The sequence below is a fragment of the Mesorhizobium sp. M1066 genome, from assembly GCF_040318635.1.
In the GTDB taxonomy this organism is placed as follows: domain Bacteria; phylum Pseudomonadota; class Alphaproteobacteria; order Rhizobiales; family Rhizobiaceae; genus Mesorhizobium.
Genome location: NZ_JAMYMR010000041.1, coordinates 20076 through 46929 on the forward strand (window position 1 = coordinate 20076; position 26854 = coordinate 46929).

At 63.1% G+C, this 26854-nt stretch carries 24 protein-coding genes and 1 tRNA gene; 19 read left to right on the forward strand and 6 right to left on the reverse strand.

Annotation, left to right across the window (positions count from 1 at the left end; genetic code table 11):
• Complete coding sequence (locus tag NKH52_RS30115; RefSeq protein WP_352736032.1) at window positions 1-450, reverse strand: FixH family protein; 450 nt, start codon at window positions 448-450, stop codon at window positions 1-3.
• A gap of 151 nt (window positions 451-601) precedes the next feature.
• Between NKH52_RS30115 and NKH52_RS30120 the strand changes: the two genes are divergently transcribed.
• Entirely contained in the window at window positions 602-1522 is a 921-nt protein-coding gene (locus NKH52_RS30120; protein WP_352736031.1) for a sugar kinase, read from the forward strand.
• 146 nt (window positions 1523-1668) lie between these two features.
• Here NKH52_RS30120 and NKH52_RS30125 read toward each other — a convergent pair whose 3' ends face one another.
• The 3 genes from NKH52_RS30125 to NKH52_RS30135 form a co-directional block, all read right to left on the reverse strand.
• Window positions 1669-2691 carry an aldose epimerase family protein gene (locus NKH52_RS30125; RefSeq protein ID WP_352736029.1) on the reverse strand — a complete coding sequence of 341 codons (1023 nt, stop codon included), beginning with the start codon at window positions 2689-2691 and terminating at the stop codon, window positions 1669-1671.
• Window positions 2692-2784: 93 nt separating this feature from the next.
• A complete protein-coding gene (locus NKH52_RS30130; RefSeq protein ID WP_027039039.1) occupies window positions 2785-4242 on the reverse strand; it encodes an NAD-dependent succinate-semialdehyde dehydrogenase in 1458 nt (485 codons plus the stop codon).
• Between the two features lie 223 nt (window positions 4243-4465).
• Entirely contained in the window at window positions 4466-5416 is a 951-nt protein-coding gene (locus NKH52_RS30135) for an AEC family transporter (protein WP_352736027.1), read from the reverse strand.
• Between the two features lie 143 nt (window positions 5417-5559).
• Here NKH52_RS30135 and NKH52_RS30140 point away from each other — a divergent pair, with 143 nt between their 5' ends.
• The 9 genes from NKH52_RS30140 to NKH52_RS30180 all read left to right on the forward strand — a co-directional run bounded on the left by NKH52_RS30140 (window position 5560) and on the right by NKH52_RS30180 (window position 16248).
• Window positions 5560-8580 (forward strand): caspase family protein, encoded by a 3021-nt coding sequence (locus NKH52_RS30140; protein WP_352736026.1) that lies wholly within the window; start codon window positions 5560-5562, stop codon window positions 8578-8580.
• A gap of 102 nt (window positions 8581-8682) precedes the next feature.
• Entirely contained in the window at window positions 8683-9231 is a 549-nt protein-coding gene (locus NKH52_RS30145) for a histidine phosphatase family protein (RefSeq protein WP_127291669.1), read from the forward strand.
• A gap of 305 nt (window positions 9232-9536) precedes the next feature.
• Window positions 9537-9610, forward strand: a tRNA-Lys gene (locus NKH52_RS30150).
• Window positions 9611-9957: 347 nt separating this feature from the next.
• The gene (locus NKH52_RS30155) at window positions 9958-11100 is read left to right on the forward strand and encodes a slipin family protein (RefSeq protein ID WP_352736025.1); all 1143 of its coding nucleotides are present in this window, start codon (window positions 9958-9960) and stop codon (window positions 11098-11100) included.
• Between the two features lie 194 nt (window positions 11101-11294).
• Window positions 11295-11615: an acyl carrier protein gene (locus NKH52_RS30160; RefSeq protein WP_352552436.1), complete on the forward strand. Its 321-nt coding sequence runs from the start codon at window positions 11295-11297 to the stop codon at window positions 11613-11615.
• Window positions 11616-11671: 56 nt separating this feature from the next.
• The gene (locus NKH52_RS30165) at window positions 11672-12862 is read left to right on the forward strand and encodes a beta-ketoacyl-ACP synthase (protein WP_127291672.1); all 1191 of its coding nucleotides are present in this window, start codon (window positions 11672-11674) and stop codon (window positions 12860-12862) included.
• Between the two features lie 51 nt (window positions 12863-12913).
• On the forward strand, window positions 12914-14185 hold the full coding sequence (locus NKH52_RS30170) for a beta-ketoacyl-ACP synthase (protein ID WP_127291675.1): 1272 nt from the start codon (window positions 12914-12916) through the stop codon (window positions 14183-14185).
• A 37-nt stretch (window positions 14186-14222) separates the two neighbouring features.
• Window positions 14223-15251: a zinc-binding dehydrogenase gene (locus tag NKH52_RS30175; RefSeq protein ID WP_127291678.1), complete on the forward strand. Its 1029-nt coding sequence runs from the start codon at window positions 14223-14225 to the stop codon at window positions 15249-15251.
• A gap of 13 nt (window positions 15252-15264) precedes the next feature.
• Window positions 15265-16248 carry a lipid A biosynthesis lauroyl acyltransferase gene (locus NKH52_RS30180; protein WP_164780037.1) on the forward strand — a complete coding sequence of 328 codons (984 nt, stop codon included), beginning with the start codon at window positions 15265-15267 and terminating at the stop codon, window positions 16246-16248.
• 60 nt (window positions 16249-16308) lie between these two features.
• Here the strand turns inward: NKH52_RS30180 and NKH52_RS30185 are convergent, their stop codons facing one another.
• Window positions 16309-16737, reverse strand: coding sequence for a L,D-transpeptidase (locus tag NKH52_RS30185; protein WP_023812266.1), 429 nt, complete (start codon window positions 16735-16737; stop codon window positions 16309-16311).
• Between the two features lie 222 nt (window positions 16738-16959).
• Here NKH52_RS30185 and NKH52_RS30190 point away from each other — a divergent pair, with 222 nt between their 5' ends.
• From NKH52_RS30190 to NKH52_RS30210, 5 genes are all read left to right on the forward strand, one after another.
• Entirely contained in the window at window positions 16960-18240 is a 1281-nt protein-coding gene (locus NKH52_RS30190) for an acetylornithine deacetylase/succinyl-diaminopimelate desuccinylase family protein (RefSeq protein WP_352736023.1), read from the forward strand.
• Window positions 18241-18402: 162 nt separating this feature from the next.
• Window positions 18403-19881 carry an ABC transporter substrate-binding protein gene (locus tag NKH52_RS30195; protein WP_352736022.1) on the forward strand — a complete coding sequence of 493 codons (1479 nt, stop codon included), beginning with the start codon at window positions 18403-18405 and terminating at the stop codon, window positions 19879-19881.
• Between the two features lie 265 nt (window positions 19882-20146).
• Window positions 20147-21094 (forward strand): ABC transporter permease, encoded by a 948-nt coding sequence (locus tag NKH52_RS30200; RefSeq protein ID WP_352736021.1) that lies wholly within the window; start codon window positions 20147-20149, stop codon window positions 21092-21094.
• Window positions 21091-21960, forward strand: a complete 870-nt coding sequence (locus tag NKH52_RS30205; protein ID WP_352736020.1) for an ABC transporter permease — start codon at window positions 21091-21093, stop codon at window positions 21958-21960. The genes NKH52_RS30200 and NKH52_RS30205 overlap by 4 nt, the downstream gene beginning before the upstream one ends.
• Window positions 21957-23579 (forward strand): ABC transporter ATP-binding protein, encoded by a 1623-nt coding sequence (locus NKH52_RS30210; protein WP_352736019.1) that lies wholly within the window; start codon window positions 21957-21959, stop codon window positions 23577-23579. Before NKH52_RS30205 ends, NKH52_RS30210 begins: the two co-directional genes overlap by 4 nt.
• A 21-nt stretch (window positions 23580-23600) precedes the next feature.
• Here NKH52_RS30210 and NKH52_RS30215 read toward each other — a convergent pair whose 3' ends face one another.
• The gene (locus NKH52_RS30215; RefSeq protein ID WP_352609576.1) at window positions 23601-24032 is read right to left on the reverse strand and encodes a TerB family tellurite resistance protein; all 432 of its coding nucleotides are present in this window, start codon (window positions 24030-24032) and stop codon (window positions 23601-23603) included.
• A gap of 148 nt (window positions 24033-24180) precedes the next feature.
• Here NKH52_RS30215 and NKH52_RS30220 point away from each other — a divergent pair, with 148 nt between their 5' ends.
• The 4 genes from NKH52_RS30220 (at window position 24181) to NKH52_RS30235 (ending at window position 26611) form a co-directional block, all read left to right on the forward strand.
• Window positions 24181-24966 (forward strand): TSUP family transporter, encoded by a 786-nt coding sequence (locus tag NKH52_RS30220; RefSeq protein WP_352736017.1) that lies wholly within the window; start codon window positions 24181-24183, stop codon window positions 24964-24966.
• A gap of 51 nt (window positions 24967-25017) precedes the next feature.
• A complete protein-coding gene (locus NKH52_RS30225) occupies window positions 25018-25188 on the forward strand; it encodes a hypothetical protein (protein WP_023812274.1) in 171 nt (56 codons plus the stop codon).
• Window positions 25189-25290: 102 nt separating this feature from the next.
• Window positions 25291-26121: a helix-turn-helix domain-containing protein gene (locus NKH52_RS30230; protein WP_127291705.1), complete on the forward strand. Its 831-nt coding sequence runs from the start codon at window positions 25291-25293 to the stop codon at window positions 26119-26121.
• Window positions 26122-26191: 70 nt separating this feature from the next.
• On the forward strand, window positions 26192-26611 hold the full coding sequence (locus NKH52_RS30235) for a VOC family protein (RefSeq protein ID WP_128303974.1): 420 nt from the start codon (window positions 26192-26194) through the stop codon (window positions 26609-26611).
• The last annotated feature ends 243 nt before the right edge of the window (window positions 26612-26854 follow it).

Sequence of the window (26854 nt, forward strand, 5' to 3'; positions counted from 1 at the left end):
TCACAGCACCACGTTGAAGAGCACCGTGTCGGACCCGGCGGTGGCCGAGATGGCGAAATGCAACTGCCACCAGCCGCTCATGGTGAATTTCACCCCTTCGATCCGGTAACGCCCGTCGCCGAGATAGTCGGTCGCTTGCGGGCTGGTCGGTAGGCCGTGACTGTGCAGTGGCATGCCGCCGGAAATCGCGATCGCGGCACCTTCCACCGGAACACCTGCCTTTGTCTTCAAGGTCAGCAGCCAGGATTGCAGTTCGCCCTGCCGCACGACACCCCGTTCCGGCACGAAGCTGGCTACGAACAGCGCATTGGCGGTGTTCTTCGTCCGCGAGACATCCGGGCCGGCAGGCAGCGACGACCGCGGCGCCGTCAGGAAGACGACCGCGAGAATGCCGACCAGCAAGGCAGCCAGACCAAGACCCGCCAGAAGATAACGCCATATCGATGCCAAACCGGTTCCTCTTCCGCAGACAACGCTCTGCCGGACGGATCGCATCCCGCCAGCCTGTGGGAAAACGCTGTGACGGAAAAAACCCTGCTTGCCAAGCATGGCGCTGCCGGTGGCAAAAAGCTACAGCACCGGGATCACTGGAGGATTGCAGATGGCGGGAAACGGCGTCGCCTCGATCGGCGAATGCATGCTCGAACTGTCGGGCCAGACGGGACCGAACTGGCGCATGGGCTTTGCCGGCGACACGTTCAACACGCTGTGGGCGCTGCATGCACTGAGCGCTGAGCGGCCGGCAACCTATGTCTCGGCCTTCGGCGACGATCCGTTCTCGCAAGGCCAGATCGATTTCTTGGGCCAGAACGGCATCGGCATCGGCTCCAGCCCGGTCATAGCGGGCGCACGGCCCGGCCTCTATGCCATCACGCTGACCGGGGCCGAGCGTTCCTTTACCTATTGGCGTGGCGACGCCGCCGCGCGGCAGCTCGCCTCGAACCCGGCCGCATTGTCGAAAAACCTGGAAAATCAGGCGCTTGTCTATTTTTCCGGAATCACTTTGGCAATTCTGGACGAGGCCGCGCGCGCCACGCTGCTGGCGGCCGTCGGCAAGGCGCGGGCGGCTGGTTCACTTGTCGCCTTCGACCCCAACTACCGGCCACGGCTCTGGCGCAATCGCGAGGATGCGCAGGCAGCGATCGTCGAAGCCCTTGCCGTCACCGACATCGCATTGCCTACCTTTCCCGACGAACAGATGCTGTTCGGCGATCCAACACCGCAAGCCACAGCGAAGCGGCTCGGGCAACTCGTCAGCGAGGTCGTCGTCAAGAACGGCGAAGCACCGGCACTGATTGCCCAAGCAGGAACGCTGCGCGAAGTCCCGGCAATCCATGTCGCCGCTCCCGCCGATACGACGGGCGCCGGCGATTCCTTCAACGGCGGCTATCTTGCGGCTCGACTTGCCGGCCACGGCCCGCTGGAAGCCGCACGCCGTGCGCATCGCGTCGCCGCCGCCGTGGTGCAGGTGCGCGGCGCGCTGGCGCCGTTCGAGATACTGCGAACCGCTTTCGAAGGCTAAGCTAAGGTCTGTCGAGATTCAGGTCAGGCCGAGCCGAAAACAGTAGGTTCCGAGAACCGGAGCGGAGCGTACTTTTGAGTACGTGAGCACCGGAAGCGCAGGAAACTGCTGTTTGCAGGCCGGCCTCACCTGAATATCGGCGGACCTTAAGGCCGGCGGAACCTATATTCCGTGACGTGGTGGTAGATCGCGCCCGGCCACAGCGTCGCCTGCGGGAAATAAGGCCGGTTCGGCGCGTCCGGCCAAATCTGCGGCTCCAGGCAGAAGCCGCAAAAGGCCTTGTAGTTCCGCCCTTCCAGCCCGGTGCGCGGCGTCACATATTGGCCGGTATAAAGCTGGACGCCGGGCTCGGTGGTCCAGACCTCCATCTCGACACCGGAACTGGCGCCTTGCGCCCATGCCGCCTGCTTGAGTGGCCCGCGCGTCGAAGCGAGGCAGAAATTCTGGTCGTAGGGCAGCTGTTCACCCTCGGTCTCCATGCGCAGCGGCCGCGCCTGGCGGAAATCGAACGGCGTACCGTCAACCGGCTTGACCACACCGGTCGGGATCATGTCGCCATCGACCGGCAGGTAGGCGCCGGCATTCAGCATCATCCTGTGGTCGAGAATGTCGCCGGCGCCGCCATCATCCAGATTGAAATAAGAGTGCTGGGTGAGATTGCACAGCGTCGGCTCCTCGCAGGTGGCGGTCAGTTCGACGCTGAGCGTGCCGGGAATCTTCAGCCGGTAGGTGCAAGTGACGTCGAGCGCGCCGGGAAAGCCCATCGTGCCGTCGGGATCATGCAGCGTCAGCGTGACGAAATCCCTGCCATGCAAGGAAACCGTCCATGGCCGGTGGGAATAGCCTTGCGAGCCGCCATGCAGCGTATGCTTGTCGAGGAAGTTTTGCTCGGTCTGGTAGCGGCTGCCGGCGATGGTAAAGCGGCCGTCGCGGATGCGGTTGGCATAGCGGCCGACAACCGCTCCAAAGAAGCCCGTATCCGTCTCATAGGCTTCCAGATTGTCGTAGCCAAGCACCAGCGGCGCATCGTGCCCGGTCAGGCGCAGATCCTGGATGATCGCGCCCAGACCGATGATGTTGGCGGTGATACCGCCGCCTCTGATCGTGAAGCGACGCACCGACTCGCCTGCCTGCGTCGTGCCGAAAACCTCGCCGTCCTTCATCGCCATGCCCGTAAATGCCAGTTGATCCAGAAGACTTCGGCTGGTTTTCCCATGAGAGACAGGCAGGCCATCGGCCTCTCCATCTCAGGGAATATCCTATCAGAGGCCGAGGCCGCCGATGCAGACATATTTGGTGTCGAGATAATCCTCGATGCCCTGATGTCCGCCTTCTTTGCCGAGACCCGATTCCTTGACGCCGCCGAACGGCGCCTCCGGCGTGGTGATGAGGCCTTCATTGACGCCGACCATGCCGTATTTCAGCCCTTCCATGACGCGGAAGGCGCGGCCGAGATCGCCGGTGTAGAAATAGCAGGCGAGGCCGAATTCGGTGTCGTTGGCGAGTGCGACGGCTTCTTCTTCGGTCTCGAACTTGAACACCGGTGCGACCGGGCCAAAGATCTCTTCCTTCATGAAGCGCATCTTAGGTGTCGCGTTGGCGATGACCGTCGGCTGGAAGAACGAACCGCCGAGCGCATGGCGCTTGCCGCCGGCGACGATCTTGCCGCCCTTGGATGTGGCGTCGGCGATCAGTTCCTCGACCTTCTCGACCGCCTTCTCGTCAATCAGCGGTCCCTGCTGCACGCCGTCCTCAAGGCCGGAGCCGACCTTCAGCCCGTTGCTCGCCGCAGCGAGCTTCTCGACGAACTTGTCATAGACACCGGCCTGAACCAGGAAGCGGTTGGTGCAGACGCAGGTCTGGCCGGAATTGCGATACTTGGCGGTGATCGCACCGGCAACCGCACGCTCGAGATCGGCGTCGTCGAAAACGATGAACGGCGCGTTGCCGCCGAGCTCCATCGATACCTTCTTGACGGTGACCGACGACTTCTGGATGAGAAGCTTGCCGACCTCGGTCGACCCGGTGAAGGTGATCTTCGACACCAGCGGATTGGCGCAAATCTCGTCGCCGATCTCGCTGGCCGAACCGGTCAGGATGTTGACGACGCCCTTGGGGAAGCCGACTTCCTCGGCAAGCGCGCCCCAGGCGAGACCCGAGTAAGGTGTCTGCGAGGCCGGCTTGACCACGGCGGTGCAGCCGGCGGCGAGCGCCGGGCCGAGCTTGCGGGCCAGCATCGAGGATGGGAAATTCCACGGCGTGATGGCGGCAATGACGCCGACCGGCTCCTTGGTCACCAGGATGCGGCGGTCTGCCCACGGCGAAGGCACGACGTCGCCATAGGTGCGGCGGCCTTCCTCGGCGAACCACAGGATGTAGGCCGCGGCAGAGCCGATCTCGCCCTTTGATTCGAACAGCGACTTGCCCTGTTCGATGGTCAGCAGTTCGGCCAGCACGTCCTGATTGTCCATCATTGCGTCATGCAGCTTGCGCAGCAGCTTCGAGCGCTCGAGCGCGGTCGTCTTGCGCCAGGTCTTGAAAGCTTCTGCGGCGGCTTCGATGGCGCGGCGGGTCTCGGCTTTGCCCGACTTCGGCACGGTGCCGATCTTGAGACCGGTGGCCGGGTTGTTGACGTCGACCGTCTGGCCGCTGTCGGCCTGCACCCATTCGCCATTGATGAGATTGGCCTGCCGCATGAAATGGCTGGTTTTCTGAAGCATGGTCTATCCTCCGTTCGGCGCGCTGACGGGCCGGTCTGTGAAATCTTCGGTGAGCGTGCGCCATGGACTGAAGCCGGCACGCCGGAGCCACTGCTCTTTACCGAGGGCAAGGCCCGCAAGCAATCGCAAGATGGCATATAGGGGTTGGACCAGCCCGAGGCGAGAGCAGGCCGGACATATGCCGTGCCGATCGCTGGCCGCACCATCTGACTATCGACATATCCTATCCGAAAACGTGGAGCACCACCGTCAGCCAGAAGGCGGTTGTAACAACCGCGCTCGCCGTGGCGATTGTCATCTGGTTCGACGCCAGCGCCTGGCCGGTGTTGAACTGCACGGCGATGAGATAGGAATTGATGCCGGATGGTAGCGCCGCCACCACCACCGCCACTTTGGCCGTCAATGGCGGCAGGCCAAGCAGCCAGACCAGACCGAGAACCAGAGCCGGCATCAGGAACAATTTCAGCACCGAAAGCGCCAGAGCCGGCCGGACACTGCCGGAGATCCCGAAGCGGCGCAGGCTGAGGCCCATGGCGAACAGCGCCACTGGCCCGGCAGTGTCAGCCAGCGCATCGACCAGCCGCGTGGCAAGGTTCGGCAGCGGCGCGCCGGTTAGGCGCCATGCCAGCCCGGCCAGGATGCCGATGATCAGGGGATTGGTGAACAGTCTTCTCAGAAAGCTCTGGATGATGCGCAGCGGGTGTACGGGCTCGCTGCCACCGCGGCCAAATATCTCGAACATGATGATCGACGCCATCATCATGGTCGGCAGATGCACGGAAACGAGCAGCGACAGCACTTCGAATCCGCTGGACCCGAATACGCCGAGAACGAAGGGAATGCCCAGCAACACCACATTCGAGAAGGACGACGACACTCCGCCGACGATGCCTGTGCGTGCGTCCCGCCCGAACATTCGCGTCGTCACCAGATGGCCGGCAGCCCATGTCATTGCAACCGCGGTGAAGTAAGCGCCCCACAGCGACCATGGCGCCACGCCATGGAAATCGGAATTCACCATCGTCCGAAACAGCAGCAGCGGCATCGCCACGTTGATGGCGAATTCGGAGATGCCGTCCCCGCTGGCCGGCTTCAGATAGCCGGTGAGCCCGGTGAGATAGCCGAGCGCGACGAGGCTGAAGACGAAAAGAACGGTTTCGGTGAGCGGCGACATTTTTCAGGGATAGGCGAGCCACGGCCGCGGCGCAATCGCGCCCGAATTTGATCATGCCCTAATTTGATCCTGGCCAAATTTGATCATGGTCCATTGGCAGCGTTATAGAGGGCCTGGATCATCAGGGCGGATGCGAACGACAAATGACCTTTGTCGAAACCTCGAAGCTTAATCTTTTGCGGCAGGCGTGGCTGACGGCTTTCGTCGCCGTACTGCTTTGCCTGGCCGCGACGGCGCTTGCAGTTGCCGAGACGAAAAGCCTCAAGGGCGTGGCGCTGATCATCGGCCAGTCGAATTACCTGCACATCGCCGCCCTGCCCAACCCCGCCAACGACGCCCGCGACATGGCCAAGATGCTGACCGACCTTGGCTTCGACGCGCGCAGCGTCACCGACCGCGACGCCACCAAGCTGAAGCGCGACCTGGAGCGGTTCACCGAAGATGCCGACGGCGCCGATGTCGCCTTCATCTACTACTCCGGTCATGGCATCGAGGCCGGCGGCGAAAACTATCTGGTTCCGGTCGATGCCGACGTCCCGTCGCTGAAGGATGCCGGCACCAGCCTTGTGCCGATATCGGCCGTCATGGAGGCATTGAAAAAGACAGTGCCGGTGACGATCATGCTGCTCGACGCCTGCCGCACCAATCCATTCCCCGCGGATGCCATGGTCCGGCGCTCACCGACCGCTTCCGCCTCGCCCATAGGCGCCGGCGGCTTGGAGCCGGTGCGCGGCGCAAAGGCGCTCGGCAATGCGCCCGCGGCCGACGCGAGCCTGGGTACGGTGGTCGGCTTTGCCGCAGAACCGGGTCATCCGGCGCTCGATGGCGCCGCCGGCGAAAACAGCCCTTATGCGTCCGCTTTGCTGCGCCACCTCGCGGCAATGAAGGGTACCGAGTTCGGCTCGGTCATGCGCATGGTGACCGAGGAGGTCTATCTCGACACAAAGGCAAAGCAGCGCCCCTGGGTCAATGAAAGCCTGCGCCGGCTGCTCTATTTCGGCGTCGCGCCGGCGGAGCCGACCGGCGACGACGGGCTGATCACCGGCGAGCGGCGCCAACTCCTGCTGACGATTTCCGACCTGCCCGACCCGAAACGGGCGCAGGTGGAACTGGCCTCGCTGCAGGAAGGCGTGCCGCTCGATGCGCTTTATGGCGTGCTGAAAGCGCTCGGCACGGAAAAGATCCCGGAAGATCCGACCGACCTGCAAAAGGTGCTCGACGCCCAGGCCGAGCGCCTGAAGAAGATGATGTCCGAGCGTGCAGCGCTTCGCACCGACGATCCGGAGATCAAACGGCTTGTCGCCTCCGCCGACAAGGCGATCGGCCAGGGCGCCGTCGTGACGGCGCGTAAATTCCTCGACGATGCCGTCGGCCGGATCGAACAGACCAACGACGCGGTCGATCAAGCCGAGGATCTCGTCAAGCAGAAGCGTCTTGCCGATGCCGCGATCTATGCCAGGCGCGCCGATGCTTCGGCGCTGGTCTTCGACTACAGATCCGCCGCCGGCGATTACGCCAAGGCCTTCTCGCTGGCCGAGAAATGGGACGACAAGCTGCGCTGGAACTACAAGAACCAGGAAGCCGAGGCGCTCAACGCCTACGGCTACGCCACCGGCGACCTCGATGCGCTGCAGCACGCCATCGAGGCCTATCGCACTATCCTGAACTTCATCCCAAATGGCGAACAAAACCGCGATTGGGCCATCACTCGCAACAACATGGCGGTAGTGCTGCAGACCATCGGCGAGCGCGAGACGGAGACCGCGCGCCTTGAAGAGGCAGCGCGGATCTTTCGCGATTCCCTTGTCGTGTTCGAGCGCGTGAAGGACGATCTCAACTGGGCCGCCGCGCAGAACAATCTGGCCAATGTGCTGTTGAAGATCGGCGAACGCGAGAGCGACCCGAAGCGTCTGAACGAGGCGGTGGTGGCGATGCGCGCGACGCTCCAGAAACGCCCGCGCGAAAAAGTGCCGCTCGACTGGGCCGCTTCGCAGAACAATCTCGGCCTGGCGCTCTATGCGCTGTCCGAGCGCGAGGCCGCCGGCGAACATCTGACGCAAGCCGAGGCGGCCTACCGGCTGGCACTTGAGGAATACACACGCGAAAAGGCGCCGGTTGAATGGGCGATGGTCGAGAACAATCTCGGCAACACGCTGGTGTCGCTCGGCATTCAGCTCAACGACAAAGCGAAGATAAACGAGGCGGCCAACGCGTTCCGTGCCGCGCTCGAGGTGCGAACCCGTGAAACCTTCCCCGTCTCATGGGCGACCAGCAGGCTCAACCTCGGCAATGCGCTGAGCGGTGTCGCCCGCTTCGATATGGGCACCGGCGCGCTTGAAGAGGCCGCGGCCGCCTATGATGATGCACTGACGGTCTTTACCCGGCAGCGTTTCCCGATGGACTGGGCGTCGGCGCAGAACAATCTCGGTTCGATCTACCAGACGCTTGGCCAGCGCACCCGCGACGCGGCCAAGCTGGAGCAGTCGGCCGCGGCCTTCCGGGCGGCCCGGCAGGTCTATGTCAGACGGAAATTCCCTCTCGACTGGGCAATGAGCCACTACAATCTCGGCAACACGCTGCAGCTCCTCGGCGGCGTCACCGACAAGCCGGAACATTATGGTGAAGCCATTGCCGCCTACCGCGATGCGTTGCGCGAGTACAAGCGCGAGACGAACCCCCGCCAATGGGCGCTGGCCCAGGCCGGCCTCGGCTCGACGCTGCACTGGCTGAGCATGAGCAATGCCGACCCGAAGACCTTGCTGGAGTCCATCGCGGCCCGCCGGGCAGCCCTCGAAGTACTCACCGTCGACGCGGCACCGGTCGACTGGGCTAACGCCCAGAACGGCATCGGCATGAGCCTGCTCAACCTCGGCAATCTCGAACGCACCGACAAATACCTCGGTGATGCCGAGGCCGCCTTCGCGGCCACGCTGAAGGTATTCACCAGGGAAAGCCTGCCCATGCAATGGGCCTTCGCGCAGAACAATCTCGGTGACGTCAGCTGGAACCGAGCCAGCTATGGCGGGGGCAAGGCCGAATATCAAAAGGCGATCGAATTCTTCGAGAACGCCAAGCAGGGCTTTACCGAAGCCGGCTACACGATCCCGATCCCGCTCACCGACCAGAAGATCGATCTGGTGAAGAAGCAGATGGCGAAGAAGTAAGTCTACGCATCCCGCCGACCGCGCCTTGTCTTTCGGCTGGCTTTACCGTCCCTATATGTCCGTCACCGGAACCCATTGCCGGGAACCGGAGAAGGATAGCGGATGATTCGATTTGCCTTGGCGTTGTTCCTGTTTCTTATTCCCGGCGTGGCCCACGCCACGGATGCAGGCTGGGCGCTGCTGCGCGATGGCGGACATGTCGTGCTGCTGCGCCATGCCATGGTCACCGGCACCACCGACCCGGCCAATTTCGACATCGACAGTTGCGCCACCCAGATGAACCTGTCGGCCCGTGGCAAGCAACAGGCGAGCAAGATCGGCGCTCTGTTTGCCGCCCGTGCGGCACCGATCGAGCGCGTGTTGTCCAGCCGCTATTGCCGCTGCCTCGACACTGCCCGCATCGCCTTCGAGGCCGAGCCGGAGCTGTTTGCGCCGCTTGATCTCCTGAAGAGCGATCCGGCCGAGAAGGCAGCACAACTCGACGCGATCATGAAGGAGATCCGCGCCTATTCCGGCTCCGACAATCTGGTCATGGTCACCCATCTGGAAGACATCGTGGCGCTGACCGGCATCTCACCGCGCGAAGGCGAGGCCGTGGTGGTGGAGCCGCAGGGCGATGGCCTGCGCGTGCTCGGCCGCGTCACCTTCTGAGCTCCCTGCGCGCGATCGCTGACGTCGAAAGCGGTGTTGCCGAAATGCCACCGCCGCAAGAAGCCGCGAATTCGCCACGACAATGCCGCTTGCGACAACCCGTCGCAGGGGCTATAGGCGCGCTCCCGGTCACGAGAACCGAAGTGAGCACAACGGTTGGAGCTTTCGCCTCCGCCCGTGCAGGCGGCTTTGCCGCCCTGTATACGGCGCCGCTTTGGGGATTGGGATCGCGGATGTAGCTCAACTGGGAGAGCGCCGGATTTAATCCGGAGGTTGTGGGTTCGAGTCCCGTCGTCTGCACCACGGATAGCTCAGCTGGAAGAGCATCAGACTTTTAATCTGACTGTCGAAGGTTCGATTCCTTCTCCATTGGCCTCCAAGCCATCCGAAAAACGGTCCGGGGACTGGAATGCGAAAGACTGGACGGATGGCCCAAGCCCTCGGGCGCGGATCATCCCAAAGCGTCTTTCGCCATCGGCTCGCGGCCAGGCCCGCGGTGACGATCAAGGCGCAGTGTCGCCGGCAAAGGAAGCTTCGGCCTCCGGCGCCCGCTTCGCTGCCCCGCGATCCGCTCCCGAAGGCCCGCCACGGATTGATGCCACCAGTCCCCGGATCATTCGTGCCCGGACGATGACGCAAGACGATGATGTGAAACGAGAAACGAAAGGAACGATCGACGCATGACTTGACGCCTCGCATGGGGCCATGCCCGACAGGAGTGAAACAATGACAATTCTCGACAAGGTTCTTGGACGCGAGCGCGTCCTCGTAAAGGAAAACGAACGTGCCCTCACCCTCCACAAGGGTGAGATCAAGACTGTCCTGCTGCCGGGCGAACATTGGCTCGCCAACCGGCGCGGCAGCCTTGAAGTGTCCCGGCACGATCTGAAGAACCCGGAATTCGTTTCGGCATACGAGAAGGCGTTGTTCGACAAGCTCCCGGATGTGGCCGCGCGTCATTTCACCGTCGTTCGCACCGGGCGCACGGATGTCGCCATCATCGAGCGTGACGGCAATCTGCACGCCGTTCTGGCGCCGGACCGCAAGCTCGTGCTGTGGACGGATGCCGGTCCGTGGAAGGTGACGCTGATCGACACATCGGTCGATCTCGCCATCGATGCGGCGGTCATGCGCCGGCTCGGCCAGGCCCGGAAGGCGGAATTGATGTCCGTCCATCCGGTCGTCGACGGTCAGGCCGGACTGCTGTTCATCGACGGCGTCCTGGTCAGGACGCTGACGGCGGGCGTGCATGGCTTCTGGAACGTCGGACGCATGGTGCAGATCAAGGTCGTCGACCTCAAGCGCCAGTCGCTCGACGTTGCCGGGCAGGAAGTGCTGACCAAGGATCGCGTGACGATCCGCGTCAACATCGCAGCCGAATACCGGGTCGCCGATCCTGTCAAGGCGGTGAGCATGGTGAAGGACTTCTCCGAAGCCCTTTACCGCGCCCTACAGTACGCCTTCCGCAAGACCCTTGGCGCGCTGACACTCGATCAGATCCTTGAAAAGAAGGTGACGATCGACGAGGAAGCCGCTGGCAAGGTCCGCGCCGATATGGCCGAGATCGGGGTGGAGGTCAGCGATATCGCCCTCAAGGATGTCATCCTGCCGGGCGAGATGCGCGAGATCCTCAACCAGGTGGTGTCGGCCGAAAAGCAGGCCGAGGCCAACATCATCCGTCGCCGCGAGGAGACGAACGCGACGCGTTCCCTCCTCAACACGGCCAGGGTGATGGCGGAAAACCCGGTGATGCTGCGGTTGAAGGAGCTTGAGGCTCTGGAAACCATCGCCGGCAAGGTCGAGCGGCTGACCGTCCACAACGGAACGGGCGGGCTGCTGAACGATCTGGTCAAGCTCCGCGACAGCTGATGCATGTCGCCCAAAGTGATTCCGGTTTTGGGGAAACGACATGCATCGAGACAAAGGCTGACGTAACGTCAAAGGGAAGGGCCGCCGGTCAGCCGACGTCCCTTCTTGCCTTTACAGAGCAGGCTTCCCATCTGCGCCCGGCGTATGAGGCCTTTTCCTGCAGGGAAAAACCGATTAGACAGCGCCCAAACCAGATGCGGACAGATTCCGCCCGCAACCGAAGGAAAAGCCCCTTGTCCACCACGTTCGACAAAGTCGCCAAGATCATTGCCGACACCAGCGAGATCGATATCGAAACCATCACGCCCGAGAGCCACACGATCGACGATCTCGGCATCGACAGCCTCGATTTCCTCGACATCGTCTTCGCCATCGACAAGGAATTCGGCATCAAGGTGCCGCTGGAAAAGTGGACCCAGGAAGTTAACGACGGCAAGGCTTCGACCGACGATTACTTCGTCATGAAGAACCTGTGCGCCAAGATCGACGCACTGGTTGCCGCCAAGACCGCCTGACTTCGGTTGAGCGCGTGATCTTGACGCGCCCTGCCGCCTGACCCACAAAGCCGCTCATGAGCAGCCCCCGCGACGTCGTCATCACTGGTATCGGCCTTGTCTCCTCGCTGGGGGAAGGTCCGGACGCCCATTGGCAGAAGCTCGCGCAGCCGGGCCTGGAACCGGTGCTCGAAGCGGCGCGCTTTGCACCCTATACCGTCCATCCATTGCCGGAGATCGACTGGAACCTGCAGATCGCCAAACGCGGCGATCAGCGCCAGATGGAAACCTGGCAGAGGCTCGGCACCTATGCCGCAGGCCTGGCGCTGGACGACGCCGGCATCAAGGGCAATGACGAACTCTGCACGACCATGGACATGGTTGTGGCCGCAGGCGGCGGCGAACGCGACGAGGCGGTCGATGCCGCCATTCTCGCCGCTTCGGAAAGCCGCAACGACCGCGACGTGCTGCTCAACGAGAAGCTGACCACCGAATTGCGGCCGACTTTGTTTCTGGCCCAGCTTTCCAATCTGCTGGCCGGCAACATCTCCATCGTCCACAAGGTGACGGGATCGTCCAGAACCTTCATGGGCGAGGAAGGTGCCGGCGTCGCCGCCGTCGAGACCGCCGCCGCGCGCATCCGCTCGGGCCAGTCGACTCACATCCTGGTCGGCGGCGCCTTTCAGACCGAACATTCCGACATGCTGCTCGGCTATGAACTCGCCGGCTATCTGCATCGCGGCCCCTGGAAGCCAGTCTGGCAAAGACACGGTGCTGAGGGCGGCGGCGTCGTGACCGGTTCCGGCGGTGCCTTCCTGGTGCTGGAGCAACGCGAGCATGCAACAAGCCGGGGCCGAAAGATCTATGCCGAGCTTGGGCCGGTCGTCTCCGGCCGCGCCAGGCGGCCACGGGGAGAACTCGACGTCGAGATCGCCGCGCTGCTCAAGCAGGCTGCAATGCCGAACGGCAAATTGCTGGCCCTGTCGGGCGCGTCGGGCGCCCATACGGCAACCATCGCCGAGAAAGCCGCGCTCGACGCCAATCCGGCGATTGCCGCGCGCGGCTTCTCGACGCTGACCGGGCACATGAAGGAAGCACAGTTTCCCTTCGCCGTGGCACTGGCGGCGCTGGCCGTCGATCGCAAGGCCGCCTACCCCGTTTTTGATGCCGCAGCCGAGAAGCCGTTCGAAGGGGTTCCCGCAACCGTCCTTGCAACGGCGATCGGCTATCACCAATTCGAGGGCATGGCGCTGATCAACGCCGCCTGAGGCGGTGTTCCACGATCCATGCTGCAACGATAAACGCTCGAGGGCTCCCGCATGGCCAATCTGAACGATCATATGGGCAGGCCGATCGTCGCCGTCACCGGCATCGGCGTGGTGACCTCGCTTGGCGTCGGCAAGGCCGACAATTGGGCGGCGCTGACCTCGGGCAAGTCGGGCATCCACCCGATCACCCGTTTTCCGGTCGATCATCTCAACACCCGCATCTCCGGCATGGTCGACTTCCTGCCATCAAGCTCGAAGGGCTCCAGCCACCTCACCTATGAACTGGCGGAAACCGCCGCGCGGGAGGCCGTGGCCGAATCCGGCCTCGATTCCGGTGATTTCGGTGGTCCTCTCTTCCTCGCTTCACCGCCGGTCGAACTCGACTGGCACGACCGCTTCGCGCTCTACAATTCCGACAAACTGGACTCCGGCGGCGAACGGCTGCTGCGGGTGGCGCGCGGATTGAAGGAACTCGACATTTTCGAGACCACGCAGTTCGGCTCGATCGCGGACCGGCTTGCCGACCGTTTCGGCACACGCGGGCTGCCGATCACGCTGTCGACCGCTTGCGCTTCCGGCGCCACCGCCATCCAGCTCGGCGTCGAGGCGATCCGCCGCGGCGAATGCGACCGGGCGCTGTCGATCGGCGCCGACGGTTCGGCAACCGCCGAGGCGCTGATCCGCTTCTCGCTGCTGTCGGCGCTGTCGACCCACAACGACATACCCGAAAAGGCGTCAAAACCCTTCTCCAAGGAGCGCGACGGCTTTGTGCTGGCCGAGGGCTCCGGCGCTCTCGTGCTGGAATCGCTGGAAGCCGCGATGGCGCGCGGCGCCACGATTCTTGGCATCCTGCGCGGCTGCGGCGAAAAGGCGGACGATTTCCACCGCACCCGCTCGAAGCCGGACGCTTCGCCGGCGATCGCGGCGGTCCGTGCTGTGCTTGCCGATGCCGGCTTGAGCGAAGACGAGATCGACTACGTGAACGCTCACGGCACTTCGACGCCCGAAAACGACAAGATGGAGCATCTGTCGCTGTCGACCGTGTTCGGCGAGCGGATCGGCTCGATGCCGGTCTCGTCGAACAAATCGATGATCGGCCACACGCTGTCGGCGGCGGGCGCCGTCGAGGCGGCGTTCTCGCTGATGACGATGCGCGAAAGCGTCATTCCGCCGACCATCAACTATGACAATCCCGACCCCGCGATCGTGCTCGACGTGGTGCCGAACAAGAAGCGCAATGCCGAGGTCCGCACCGTTCTGTCGAACTCCTTCGGCTTCGGCGGCCAGAACACTTGCCTTGTCATGGCGCGGGAACCGGTCTAAGCGACCTTTTTCAGCCAGACCGAAACCGACAGGCCCAATGCGCGCATTGCAACTTATCGAGGACCGCCGTCTTGAAACGGTGGACCTGCCGCCACCCTCACCGCCGGCACTTGGCGAAGTCACGCTGCGCATCAAGGCGGTGGCGCTGAACCATATCGACGTCTGGGGCTGGCGCGGCATGGCCTTCGCCAAGCGCAAGCTGCCTCTGGTCGTCGGCGCCGAAGCCTCCGGGGAGGTCGAGGCGGTAGGCCCCGGCGTTTCCAGCCTGCTGCCCGGACAATTGGTATCGATCTACGGCGCGCGCACCTGCGGCCTCTGCCGAGCCTGCCGCGAAGGCCGCGACAACCTCTGTGAACATGTTTCGGGTGTGCACGGTTTCCATCTCGACGGTTTCGCGCAAGAGAAGATCAACCTGCCGGCTCGCCTGCTGGTCCCTGCCCCGCCCGGCGTGACCGACATCGGCGCGGCGGTCGCGCCCGTCACCTTCGGCACGGTCGAGCACATGCTGTTCGACAACGCCAGGCTACAGCCCGGCGAGACGATCCTTATCCATGCCGGCGGATCCGGCATCGGCTCGGCGGCCATCCAGCTGGCCAAGCGGATGGGCTGCACCATCATCACCACGGTCGGCTCCAACGACAAGATCGACAAGGCCAAGGCGCTCGGCGCCGACCATGTCATCAACTACCGCGACGACCGTTTCGAGGGCGTCGTGCGCAAGCTGACCAAGAAGAAGGGCGTCGATGTCGTCTTCGAACATGTCGGCGCCGACACTTTTGCCGCCTCGATGTTGTGCCTGAAGCGTGGCGGCCGCTTGGTGACCTGCGGTTCGACTTCCGGCGTGTCGACGCAGATCAACCTCATGCAGCTGTTCCAGCAGCAATTGAAACTGCTTGGCTCCTTTGGCTGCCGCATGGAGAACATGGCAAACGCCATGCAGAAAATGGCGGCGGGACAGGTCGCACCTGTCATCGATACCGAAGTCGACTTCGACGGTATAGATGCCGCGCTGAAGCGCATGGAAGGCCGCGACGTGTTCGGCAAGATCATCCTGCGCGTCGGCTAGAGCCTTGACCTCTGTGTTCAAGAAGTTCCGCCGGGATCTAAAATTTCGTTACGGCAGGCAACTGCGCCAGCTCAATTACTGGCTGGTGGCGCGGGCGGCGATGATGATCATCTCCGTCCTGCGTCTGCTGCCGGCCGACAGTGCGCTGAATTTCGCCGACCGCGTCGCACGCCTGGTCGGCCCCCGGGTGGGACGCCATCAGGTCGCCGTCGACAATCTGCGCAAGGCCTATCCGAAAAAGAGCGAGGCCGAAATCCAGGAGATCGCCTCCGACATGTGGGGCAACATGGCCCGTCTTGCCGCGGAATACATCTTTCTCGACGCCCTCTTCGACTATGACCCCACGGCCAGCAAGCCCGGCCGCATCGAGGTCAAGGGAGCGGACCACTTCCTCGAAATCGCTGCCGAACAGAAGCCGCATATCGTCTTTACCGGCCATCTCGGCAATTTCGAATTGCTGCCTGTGGCGGCGGCGACCTTCGGCATGAACATCACGGCGCTGTTTCGGCCGCCCAACAATCCTTATCTTGCCGACTACATCCTCTCGACGCGCCGCTCGACCATGGGCTCGTTGCTGCCATCGATGGCCGGTGCCTCATTCGCCTTGGCCGGGGTCCTGGAGAACGGCGGCAACATCGGCATACTTGTCGACCAGAAATTCTCCAATGGACTTGATACAACGTTCTTCGGCCGTCCGTGCCAGAGCAATCGGGTGCTGGCCACCCTTGCCCGACACTACGACTGCGATGTCTATCCGGCGCGCTGCATCAGGCTGCCAGGCAACCGCTTCCGGCTCGAAATCGAGGACAAGCTGACATTGCCGCGCACCGCTGACGGCAGCGTCGATGTCCACGCCACCACCCAGCGTCTCAACGATGTCGTCGAACGCTGGGTGCGAGAAGATCCCGGCCAGTGGATGTGGTTCCACAAAAGGTGGGAGATCAGCGGCGGGCGTCGAAAGCGGCCCTCGCAGGCAAAAGCGGTCCCAAACGCTTAAACAGAACTGCTGGCGAGGGTGTTAGCCCTGCGCCAGCCGAAACAGCGAACCTGAATCTCTTCAGTTCGTCACGACAATCCGCGTATTGCCGAAGCCGGCTTGCCGAACCATCGCATAGAAGGCGGCGGCGTTGGTCGGGTGCAAGCGCACACAGCCATGCGATGCCGGGCGCCCGAGCTGCCTCACCGCGCCGGTGCCGTGAATGGCATAGCCGCCGCGGAAGAACACGGAATGAGGCATCGGCGACATGTCGTATTTGCGCGAATACCACATCCGCGCCGTCCGTTGCGGCCGATAGCTGCCGCGCGGGGTAATGTAGCCTTTGCGCGCGGTGGAGACGCTCCACCGGTAAACCGACGCACCATATCTGACGGTCATCGTCTGCGACGACACGTCAATATTTGCAACGAGGCTGGCTGCCCAGCCCTGCCCCGAAGCACCGAACAGCATCGCAACAAACACGGCTGCCATGAGAACTGTCTTTTTCATGCGATCAAACCCCTTTGATTGCCCCTAACCTGTCTGCCCTCAAATTGTCTTTCATCTTTTTAATGGCAGATGAACGGGCTAACACACACACCTTGACCAATTCGCCAATCCAAAGCAGCGAATTTGAACGATTTCCCGCAATAGTTGCCGCAACGACACGCCGCCCAGGCTCGATCACCAACGGGCTTGCAAAACCGCTGAGATCGCTGCTCAACTCTGGGCATGAACGAGCGACTCCTCCGGGCAATCGATGACAGGCGCGACGATGTCGTCGCGCTGACCACTGAGCTGATCCGTTTTCCGACCATCAATCCACCCGGCGAGGCCTATCGGCCATGCGCCGAATATCTCGGCGCGCGGCTGAAGAAGAGCGGTTTCGAGACCGAATTCATCCGCGCCGAAGGCACGCCCGGCGACACCGACCGCTACCCGCGCGTCAATGTCGTTGCCCGTTTCGACGGAAGATCGTCAGGCGCCTGCGTCCACTTCAACTCGCATATCGACGTGGTCGAAGCCGGCGACGGCTGGACCGTCGATCCCTTTGCCGGCATCGTCAAGGACGGCAAGGTCTATGGTCGCGGCGCCTGCGACATGAAGGGCGGCCTGGCCGCTTCGATCATCGCCGCCGAAGCCTTCCTGGAAGTCTTCCCCGACTTTCCCGGCGCCATCGAAATATCCGGCACCGTCGACGAGGAGTCCGGCGGCTTCGGCGGCGTCGCCCATCTGGCCAGCCTCGGCTATTTCTCAAAACCCAGGGTCGACCACGTCATCATTCCCGAGCCGCTGAACAAGGACCGCATCTGCCTCGGTCATCGCGGCGTCTGGTGGGCGGAGATCGAGACCAAGGGCGAGATCGCGCATGGCTCGATGCCGTTCCTCGGCGACAATGCCGTGCGCCATATGGGCGCTGTGCTGAGGGCATTCGAGGACGAACTGTTCCCCGCACTCGACCGCAAGATGACGCGCATGCCGGTCGTGCCCGAAGGAGCAAAACGCTCGACCATGAACATCAATTCGATCCATGGCGGCCAGACCGAGGATTTCCGGCCAGGCCTGCCCTCGCCCAACGTGCCCGATTCCTGCCGGCTGACCATCGATCGTCGCTTCCTGCTCGAGGAAGATCTCGACACCGTCAAAGGTGAAGTGACCGGCATTCTCGACCGGTTGAAGCGCGAGCGGAACAAATTCGACTATGAAATCCGCGACCTGATGGAAGTGCTGCCGCTGATGACCGAGCGCGACGCGCCGGTGGTCAAGGCGGTGGCGCAAGGCATCATGGCGATCTTCGACCGCGAACCCGACTATGTCATTTCGCCCGGCACCTACGACCAGAAGCACATTGCGCGCATCGGCCATATCTATGATTGCATCGCCTATGGGCCGGGCATTCTCGACCTCGCCCATCGGCCGGACGAATGGGTCGGCATATCGGACATGGTGGAATCGGCCAAGGTGATGGCGATAGGGCTCAACGTGCTGCTGCGCGGCACAGCCGCGGAATAAGGTGCGCACCGCGACAAGCTTCGACCTGCCGATGCGGTCGCCAGGACAAAAACATTCCCGGCCACGCCAACGGGCAGAACGAAACGCAATTTACTCCGTGGCGAAATCACGCTTCTATCGCCCGGGTTCGAGCACGTGTCTGAACGCATGGGGAGTTGCACGATGAAACTGTGGAAAACCATTCTGGCGGCCGCGGTGCTGTCGCTGGCCGCCGGCACCTCTGCGTTTGCCGCGCGAACCGACCTGGTCATCGGCATGGCGCTCGAACCCCCGCATCTCGATCCGACCGCCGGGGCGGCCGCGGCGATCGACGAGGTTCTCTACGCCAATGTGTTCGAAGGCCTGACGCGCATCGGGCCGAATGGCGAGGTGCTGCCGGATCTGGCCGAAAGCTGGACCATTTCCGATGATGGAAAGGTCTACACCTTCAAGCTGCACACCGGCGTGAAATTCCATGACGGCACCGACTTCGACGCCAGCGACGTGAAATTCTCGCTCGATCGAGCCCGCGCCGAAAATTCCGTCAACGCACAAAAGGGCCTGTTCGCCGCCATCGACAAAGTCGACGTGGTCGACCCGGCAACCGTCAAGGTCACGCTGAAAAACCCGCAGGGCTCGTTCCTCTACAATATGGGCTGGGGCGACGCGGTAATCGTGGCGCCGGAATCTGCCGATACCAACAAGGAGAAACCGATCGGCACCGGCCCGTTCAAGTTCCAGAGCTGGGCCAAGGGATCGTCGATCACCTTGGTCAAATCGGATAACTACTGGGGTACGCCGGCGTCCCTCGACAAGGCCGAGTTCCGCATCGTGCCGGATGCAGCCGCCTATGTGCCGGCGCTGCTCTCGGGCGACATCCAGGCTTTCCCGTTCTTCGATGCCGACAGCGTCGCCCAGGTCAAGGACGACCCGCGCTTCAAGGTTGTGATCGGCGCGACCGAGGGTGAGACCATCCTGTCGATCAACAACAAGAAGCCGCCTTTCGACAAGCTGCAGGTAAGACAGGCGATCTCCTACGCGCTCGACCGCAAGGCGATCATCGACGGCGCCTCGGCCGGCCTCGGCCAGCCGATCGGCTCGCATATGTCGCCGGCCAACAAGGACTATGTCGACCTCACCGGCCGCTACCCGCATGATGTCGCCAAGGCCAAGGAACTGCTGAAGGAGGCAGGCCTCGAGAACGGCTTCAAGGCGACGCTGAAACTGCCGCCGCCCGCCTATGCGCGGCTCGGCGGCGAGATCATCGCTTCACAACTTCGCGACGTCGGCATCGATCTGGAAATCATTCCGGTCGAATGGGCACAGTGGCTGGATCAGGTGTTCACCAAGAAGGATTACGACCTGACCATCGTCTCCCACACCGAGCCCAACGACATCGATATCTATTCGCGCAAAGACTATTATTTCAACTACGACAATCCAGCCTTCGACAAGGTGATTGCCGACCTCGGTGTCACCTCCGACGAAGCCAAGCGCAAGGAATTGCTGGGGCAGGCACAGAAGATCCTGGCCGACGATGCCGTGGTCGGCTTCCTCTACGAATTGCCGAAGGTCGGAGTCTGGGACGCCAAGCTGCAAGGGCTGTGGGAAAACGCGCCGATCCAGGCCAATGATTTGACCAAGGTGAAGTGGTCGGATTGAAGACTCAGGCTGCCTGGCGGAACTTGCGCTCCGTCACACCCCCCTCTGCCCTGCCGGGCATCTCCCCCGCAAGGGGGGAGATCGGCAGTTTGGCCGATGGTGCACCCTTTGCAACCTTCTTGGTCTGCGCACCGTCAACGATTGGCGAAAGCCTCGATGAGAGCACAATCTCCCCCCTTGCGGGGGAGATGTCCGGCAGGACAGAGGGGGGTGTGCGGGAACGCAACCTTTGCCCGGTGGACAAAATAACAGTGCCTCCGCTTCCATGACCGCCTATCTCCTAAAACGCATCGCCGTCGCCATCGCCACGCTGCTGCTGGCTTCCATGGTGGTGTTCGCCGTGCTGGAGATCCTGCCCGGCGATCCGGCACGGCTGATGCTGGGCATGAACGCAAGCGCCGACCAGATCGAACTTCTCCGCAACCAGATGGGCCTCAACGCGCCACTGGCCTTGCGCTATCTGCACTGGGCCGGCGGCCTGCTCAGCCTCGATTTCGGCCGTTCCTACACCTATTCGGTGCCGGTCATCGACCTGGTGAGCGAGCGGCTTGCCGTCTCGCTGCCGCTGGCGCTGATTGCACTTGCGCTCTCCACCATCATCGCGATTCCCGTTGGCCTGTTTTCCGCCAGCCGGCGTGGACGCGCCGGTGATACGATTTCGATGGGTGCCGCACAGCTTGGCGTCGCCGTGCCCAATTTCTGGTTCGCGCTGATGCTGATCTATGTGTTCGCCGTCTGGCTGCGGCTGGTCCCGGCCGGTGGGTTTCCCGGCTGGAGTGCCGGCGTCTGGCCAGCCCTGAAATCGCTGTTGCTGCCGGCGGTGGCTCTCGCCTTGCCGCAAGCGGCGATCCTGGCGCGCGTCACCCGCTCGGCGTTGATCGAGGTGCTGAGCGAAGACTATATCCGCACCGCCCGCGCCAAGGGGCTGCCCTATCGCGCCGTGCTGTGGCGGCACGCGCTGCGCAACGCCATGATCCCGGTGCTGACCATTCTTGGCCTGCAATTCGCCTTCCTGCTCGCCGGCACCATCATCATCGAGAATGTCTTTTACCTGCCCGGCCTCGGCCGGCTGGTGTTCCAGGCAATCACCCAGCGCGACCTGATCGTCGTCGAAAGCGTCGTCATGCTGCTGGTCGCCGCCGTCATCGCCGTCAACCTCCTCGTCGACCTTTCCTATGCGGTCATCGATCCGCGCCTGAGAAGCCGGCAATGACACTGCACATCGACATCTCCGAGGAGACGCTCAGTAGCATCCTGGCCAAGGCATTCAGGAACACCGCCTTCGTTGCCGGTTTCGTCATCACCTTGCTGATCCTGGCAATGGCAATCGTCTCCTATGCGTGGACGCCCTACGACGTCACGAAACTGGTGATATCCGACAAGACGCAGGCACCCTCGCTGGCGCACTGGTTCGGCACCGACCATTTCGGTCGCGACATCCTGTCGATGGTCATGGTCGGCGCCCGCAATTCGATCGCCGTGGCGCTGGTCGCTGTCGGCATCGGCATGGGGGTCGGCGTGCCGCTCGGCGCCTTTGCGGCCGCACGCGGCGGCCTCGTTGACGAGGCGCTGATGCGGCTGAACGACCTCGTCTTCGCCTTTCCGGCGCTGTTATCGGCGATCATGATCACCGCCATCTTCGGGCCGGGCGCCGTCAACGCCATCATCGCCATCGGCATCTTCAACATCCCGGTCTTCGCCCGGGTCGCTCGGGCCGGCGCATTGGCGATCTGGCCGCGCGAATTCATTCTTGCCGCGCGCGCCGCCGGCAAGAGCAGCACGCAGATATCCATCGAACATGTACTGCCCAACATCGCCACGCTGCTTCTGGTGCAAGGTACCATCCAGTTCGCGCTGGGCATCCTGGCCGAGGCCGGGCTTTCCTATCTGGGCCTGGGCGCCCAGCCGCCAATGCCGAGCTGGGGCCGCATGCTGTTCGACGCGCAGACCCGCATGGTGGTGGCGCCATGGATGGCAATCTTTCCCGGCATGGCGATCGTCGTCACCGTGCTCGGCCTGAACCTCCTGGGCGACGGCATCGCCGATATCCTCGATCCGAAATCGCGGCGGCAGCGATGAGCCTGCTCGACATCGAGAACCTGTCGTTGACCATCGGCGACACACCGATCCTCAAGCATGTGGAGCTTTCCGTCGCGCCCGGTGAGGTAATGGGGCTGGTCGGCGAATCCGGTTCGGGCAAATCGATGACCGCGCTGACGGTGATGCAGCTTCTGCCCCATGCCGCGCGCGCCACCGGACATGTCACATTCGACGGCATCGACATCCTGGCAGCAACCGAGGACCAGATGTGCGCGCTGCGCGGCGACGACATCGGCATGGTCTTCCAGGAGCCGATGACGGCGCTCAACCCGGTCAAGACCATCGGCGAACAGGTTGCCGAAGGCATACGCTGGCACACCAAGGCCAGCCGCGCCGAGGCCGAAGACCGGGCGCGAAAAATGCTCGACCGTGTCGGCTTGCCCTCGGCGAAATTCCCGATGTCGCGCTATCCGCATGAACTGTCCGGCGGCCAGCGCCAGCGCGTCGTCATCGCCATCGCCTGCGCGCTGAAGCCGAAGCTGCTGATCGCCGACGAGCCGACGACGGCGCTCGACGTGGTGCTGCAGGCGCAGATCCTCGACCTCTTGCGCGACCTCGTCGCCGAAAGCCGCATGGGCCTGCTCCTGATCTCGCATGACCTCGCCGTGGTCACCGAGATGGCCGACCGCATCACCATCCTGCGCGGCGGCGAGGTGATGGAAGCCGGCGACACGGCGCGCACGCTGTCCGAACAGCTCCATCCCTATACGCGCCAGCTGGCGCAGGCCTCGATGCATGTGCCGGCGCGCGCCAGGCCGCATGGCATCGAGGCGGGCCATCCCCTGCTTCTGGTCGAGGGCGTGACGCGCGACTATCCCGGCCGGCGCACTTCGCTGTTCAAGCGTGCGCCTGGTATCCGAGCCGTCGACGACGTGTCCCTGTCGATGGCGCCGGGTCAGTCAGTGGCGCTGGTCGGCCGCTCCGGTTGCGGCAAGTCAACGCTCGCCCGCATGATCCTGGCGCTGGACCAGCCAAGCTCGGGCACGATCCGGTTCCGAGGCGAGACCGTCACCGGCAAGAGCGAAGCCGAGCTGAAGCCGGCCCGCCGTGACATGCAGGTCGTCTTCCAGGATCCCTACGGCTCCTTCGACCCGCGCCAGAAGGTCGAAAAACTGGTCGCCGAACCCCTGCATGTACTGGAGAAAAAGCCGACACGCGCCGAGCGCCGCGAGATGGTGGCGCATGCGCTGCACGAAGTCGGTCTCGGCATCAGCGACATGGACAAATACCCGCACGAATTTTCCGGCGGCCAACGCCAGCGCCTGTCGATCGCCCGCGCCATCATCACCCGCCCGAAACTGGTCGTCGCCGACGAGCCGGTCTCGGCGCTCGACGTCTCGATCCGCGCCCAAATCCTCGATTTGTTCGCCGAACTCAACCAGAAGCTCGGCATCGCCTATCTCTTCATCACCCACGACCTGACCGTCGCCCGGGCCATCACGGACGAGGTGCTGGTCATGCATGACGGCAAGATCGTCGAGCGCGGCAAGACAAACGAGGTGCTGGATCACCCGCAGTCGGAGGCGGCCAAGGCACTTGTCACCGCAGCCCCTGATTTACACCGGGCGATCGCCAAGCGGCTGCGAGAGCAAGGCTGATCAGGAGAGAAGGCGGCCCAATCACTCCTGCGGCTTCACCACATCGACCGGGCTGATATCGAGCAGGTCGAGCGTGCGGCGCAGCAGGCGTATCTCGCTCTCGGCCAGTTGCGAATCCGCCTTGGCAATCTCCGCCATATGTTTGGCCAATTGCCGGCGCCGCTCGACATCGAGGTCGCGGAACAGTGCGATCGCCTGCGAACCATTGGTCTCGTAGCCGAACTCGTTGAGATATTCGATGACGCTGTCGATACTGCTTTCCGCAATGCCGAAGGCGTCCTTGCAGATGCGCCGGAAGGCAACCATCTCGCTCTCGCTGACAGATCCATCGGCCAGGATCATGCGAAACAACATCAGCAGTTCCGCCGACAGGACCGGATCGTCCGCCACCTTGCGCACACCCGGGTCGCCGTCGAATATCTGACGTATCTGGTCCAGCAATGCGAATGCCATCAGGAGCCTCTTTCCGGGTTAACCACACAAATACAAATCCAAGCGCGATGCGCTTGGATAGAGGTAGCGCGGAATCGACCTTGCGCAAACAGGGCGGCCGTGGTCGAACGCCCGATATTTCAGCCGGCCGGACACCCCCATACATCAGATGATCGACCTTAGCATCCAGACCGTCGCCATGCTCGCCTTCGCCGCCTTTGCCGCGGGCTTTGTCGATTCGATCGCCGGCGGCGGCGGGCTGATCACGGTGCCGGCGCTGCTGCTTGCCGGCTTCACGCCGGTCCAGGCGCTCGCCACCAACAAACTGCAGGGCATGTTCGGTTCGGGCTCGGCGACCATCCACTACGCATCGAAGGGTCATGTCGACCTCCGCCGGCAATTGCCGTCGGCGCTTCTGGCCCTTGTCGGAAGCGCCATCGGCGCCTTGCTGGCAACGATCGTGCCGGGTGACATTCTGCGGGCTGCCCTGCCTATTGTGCTGATCGCCATCGCGCTCTACTTCGCGTTTAAGCCCAACATGAACGACATCGACCGCGCCGAGCGGCTGTCGCCCTTCCTGTTCGGACTGATCCTTGTGCCCGCCATCGGCTTCTACGATGGCCTGTTTGGACCGGGCGCAGGCTCCTTCTACATGCTGGCGTTCGTGGCGCTTGCCGGCTATGGCGTGCTCAAGGCGACGGCGCATACCAAGCTGCTCAACTTCGCCTCCAACGTCGGCGGCTTCATCGTCTTCGCGGCCTTCGGCGTCGTCTACTGGAAGATCGGCCTGATGATGGGCGTTGCCCAGTTCCTCGGCGCCCGCGTCGGCGCCAGCCTGGCCATGCGCATCGGCGCAAAACTGATCAAGCCGCTGCTGGTAATCGTGTGCCTGGCGCTGGCGGTGAAGCTGCTGGCCGACCCTGCGAACCCGCTGCGGGCCTTGATTGGTGTGTGATCACGCGCCCTGATAGAATGCCGCTGTTCGAATCATGTTGGAGAGGCAGACATGAATCTTAGCGCACCTACCCAGATCGTTTTTATCATCTCCGTTGTTATCGCCATCATCGGCGTTCTCGCCGCGCTTGGCGTTCTTGCGTTCATTCCACTCGCATCGGTGTGGATCGTGCTTATTGCTTTCATCGTGCTTGCCGGCGGCTGCTTGATGCGCGGCGCCTGACACGTTCTCTTGAAGTGGGGACGAGGAGCGCCCGGCCAAAAGCCGGGCGCTTTTGATTCCGGCCAAGGGTCTGCTAGATTTCTTTCTACGGAAGGATGGCCGATGCCAGTCGAGATGCAACCCCGGCAAGAGCAGGACCGATCTGTCGCCGGGCGGTTCGAGATGCGCCGGCGCCTGCCCGATCCTCGACTTCAGGGCATGGTGTCGGACATTTGCGGCTATCGCGAAACAGCGCCCGGCCATCTGCGCAACGTCGAATACGCGTCGCTCACCGTACCGCTGGTCATCAGCTTCGCCGAACCCTTCGCCATCGGCCTCGGCAAGGCGCCCGGCGACAATGACCGCTTCGCCAGTTTCGCCGCCGGCCTCTTTGCCGGACCGGTGGTGATCGAATCCTTCGGCGGTGCCTGCTGCGTCCAGGTCAACTTCACGCCGCTTGGCGCACGCCGTTTCTTCCGCCTGCCGATGAGCGAACTGACAGACAGCATGGTCGTCCTCGACGACGTGCTTGGCGCGCAAGGCTTGGCGCTGCGTGAAAAGCTTGGCAACACGCCGGACTGGACGACGCGTTTCGATATGGCCGAAGCCTTCGTCACCGCCCGTCTCGAGAATGCCAGCGAGACGCCGCTCGAAATAGCCTGGGCCTATGACCGCATCATCACATCCGGCGGCCGGACCCGCATTGGATCGATCGCCGAAAGGCTGGGCTGGAGCCGCAAACATCTCGCCGGCAGTTTTTCCAACGCCATCGGCATCGGCCCCAAGACGCTGTCGCGCATCGTCCGCTTCAACCGGGCGCTCGGCCTGTCGAGACAGCCGGCAGCCGACTGGGCTGGCATAGCCGCCGATTGCGGCTATGCCGACCAGGCGCATCTGGTGCGCGAGTTTCGCGACCTCGCCGGCGAGACGCCAACCGCGCTTTCAATCAGGTAACATTTCTTCAAGACCTTGGGACGGCCTTCGACGACAGTGGGCATCGACCAACCCAACTGAAGGAGTTCCCATGCCCACCACCGCTGAAGCGCCGCGGCTTTACCCCGCTTTGCGCTACAAGAACGCTGCAAAAATGATCGACTGGCTGGGCGAAGCCTTCGGCTTCAGCGTTCGTGCCCGCTATGGCGAAGGCGATGTCGTACACCATGCCGAATTGGTCTTCGGCTCCTCGATGATCATGCTGGGCACGGTGCGCGACGACGACTACGGCAAGATGGTCGGCGAGCCCGGCTCAGGCGGCGGCAAGTCGATCTACATTGCCGTCGACGATGCCGATGCCGCCTATGCCAAGGCCAGGAAGGCCGGCGCCACCATCATCCAGGAATTGACCAACCGCGACTATGGCAGCCGCGAATTCATCTGCCGCGACCCGGAAGGCAATGTCTGGTCCTTCGGCACCTACTGGCCGAAGGCAAGCGAAAGGGCCTGAACGACCATCGCCAGCGCTTGAAGTTGGCGAAAGCGTCCAAACTTCGTCATACCAGGGCGAAGCAGGAGCGAAGCTCCGTCGCGGAGACCCTGGTATCCATGCCGTGACCTCGACCAAAGAGTGCAACGGAGCAGAATTCTGCACCGAAGCAACGCTTCGAAGTCGCGGCATGGCAACTGTGTTCATGCGAAAGCTTTTTTATCACGGATGATGGCGTTTAGGACGACGAGGAGCTTCCTTGCG

Excerpts from the sequence above, each read along its gene's own strand:
- NKH52_RS30120 (WP_352736031.1), top strand. The coding sequence starts at position 602 with ATGGCGGGAAACGGCGTCGCCTCGATCGGCGAATGCATGCTCGAACTG.
- NKH52_RS30125 (WP_352736029.1), bottom strand. The coding sequence starts at position 2,691 with ATGGCGATGAAGGACGGCGAGGTTTTCGGCACGACGCAGGCAGGCGAG.
- NKH52_RS30130 (WP_027039039.1), bottom strand. The coding sequence starts at position 4,242 with ATGCTTCAGAAAACCAGCCATTTCATGCGGCAGGCCAATCTCATCAAT.
- NKH52_RS30135 (WP_352736027.1), bottom strand. The coding sequence starts at position 5,416 with ATGTCGCCGCTCACCGAAACCGTTCTTTTCGTCTTCAGCCTCGTCGCG.
- NKH52_RS30140 (WP_352736026.1), top strand. The coding sequence starts at position 5,560 with ATGACCTTTGTCGAAACCTCGAAGCTTAATCTTTTGCGGCAGGCGTGG.
- NKH52_RS30145 (WP_127291669.1), top strand. The coding sequence starts at position 8,683 with ATGATTCGATTTGCCTTGGCGTTGTTCCTGTTTCTTATTCCCGGCGTG.
- NKH52_RS30155 (WP_352736025.1), top strand. The coding sequence starts at position 9,958 with ATGACAATTCTCGACAAGGTTCTTGGACGCGAGCGCGTCCTCGTAAAG.
- NKH52_RS30160 (WP_352552436.1), top strand. The coding sequence starts at position 11,295 with ATGCGGACAGATTCCGCCCGCAACCGAAGGAAAAGCCCCTTGTCCACC.
- NKH52_RS30165 (WP_127291672.1), top strand. The coding sequence starts at position 11,672 with ATGAGCAGCCCCCGCGACGTCGTCATCACTGGTATCGGCCTTGTCTCC.
- NKH52_RS30170 (WP_127291675.1), top strand. The coding sequence starts at position 12,914 with ATGGCCAATCTGAACGATCATATGGGCAGGCCGATCGTCGCCGTCACC.
- NKH52_RS30175 (WP_127291678.1), top strand. The coding sequence starts at position 14,223 with ATGCGCGCATTGCAACTTATCGAGGACCGCCGTCTTGAAACGGTGGAC.
- NKH52_RS30185 (WP_023812266.1), bottom strand. The coding sequence starts at position 16,737 with ATGAAAAAGACAGTTCTCATGGCAGCCGTGTTTGTTGCGATGCTGTTC.
- NKH52_RS30190 (WP_352736023.1), top strand. The coding sequence starts at position 16,960 with ATGAACGAGCGACTCCTCCGGGCAATCGATGACAGGCGCGACGATGTC.
- NKH52_RS30195 (WP_352736022.1), top strand. The coding sequence starts at position 18,403 with ATGAAACTGTGGAAAACCATTCTGGCGGCCGCGGTGCTGTCGCTGGCC.
- NKH52_RS30200 (WP_352736021.1), top strand. The coding sequence starts at position 20,147 with ATGACCGCCTATCTCCTAAAACGCATCGCCGTCGCCATCGCCACGCTG.
- NKH52_RS30205 (WP_352736020.1), top strand. The coding sequence starts at position 21,091 with ATGACACTGCACATCGACATCTCCGAGGAGACGCTCAGTAGCATCCTG.
- NKH52_RS30210 (WP_352736019.1), top strand. The coding sequence starts at position 21,957 with ATGAGCCTGCTCGACATCGAGAACCTGTCGTTGACCATCGGCGACACA.
- NKH52_RS30215 (WP_352609576.1), bottom strand. The coding sequence starts at position 24,032 with ATGGCATTCGCATTGCTGGACCAGATACGTCAGATATTCGACGGCGAC.
- NKH52_RS30220 (WP_352736017.1), top strand. The coding sequence starts at position 24,181 with ATGATCGACCTTAGCATCCAGACCGTCGCCATGCTCGCCTTCGCCGCC.
- NKH52_RS30225 (WP_023812274.1), top strand. The coding sequence starts at position 25,018 with ATGAATCTTAGCGCACCTACCCAGATCGTTTTTATCATCTCCGTTGTT.
- NKH52_RS30230 (WP_127291705.1), top strand. The coding sequence starts at position 25,291 with ATGCCAGTCGAGATGCAACCCCGGCAAGAGCAGGACCGATCTGTCGCC.
- NKH52_RS30235 (WP_128303974.1), top strand. The coding sequence starts at position 26,192 with ATGCCCACCACCGCTGAAGCGCCGCGGCTTTACCCCGCTTTGCGCTAC.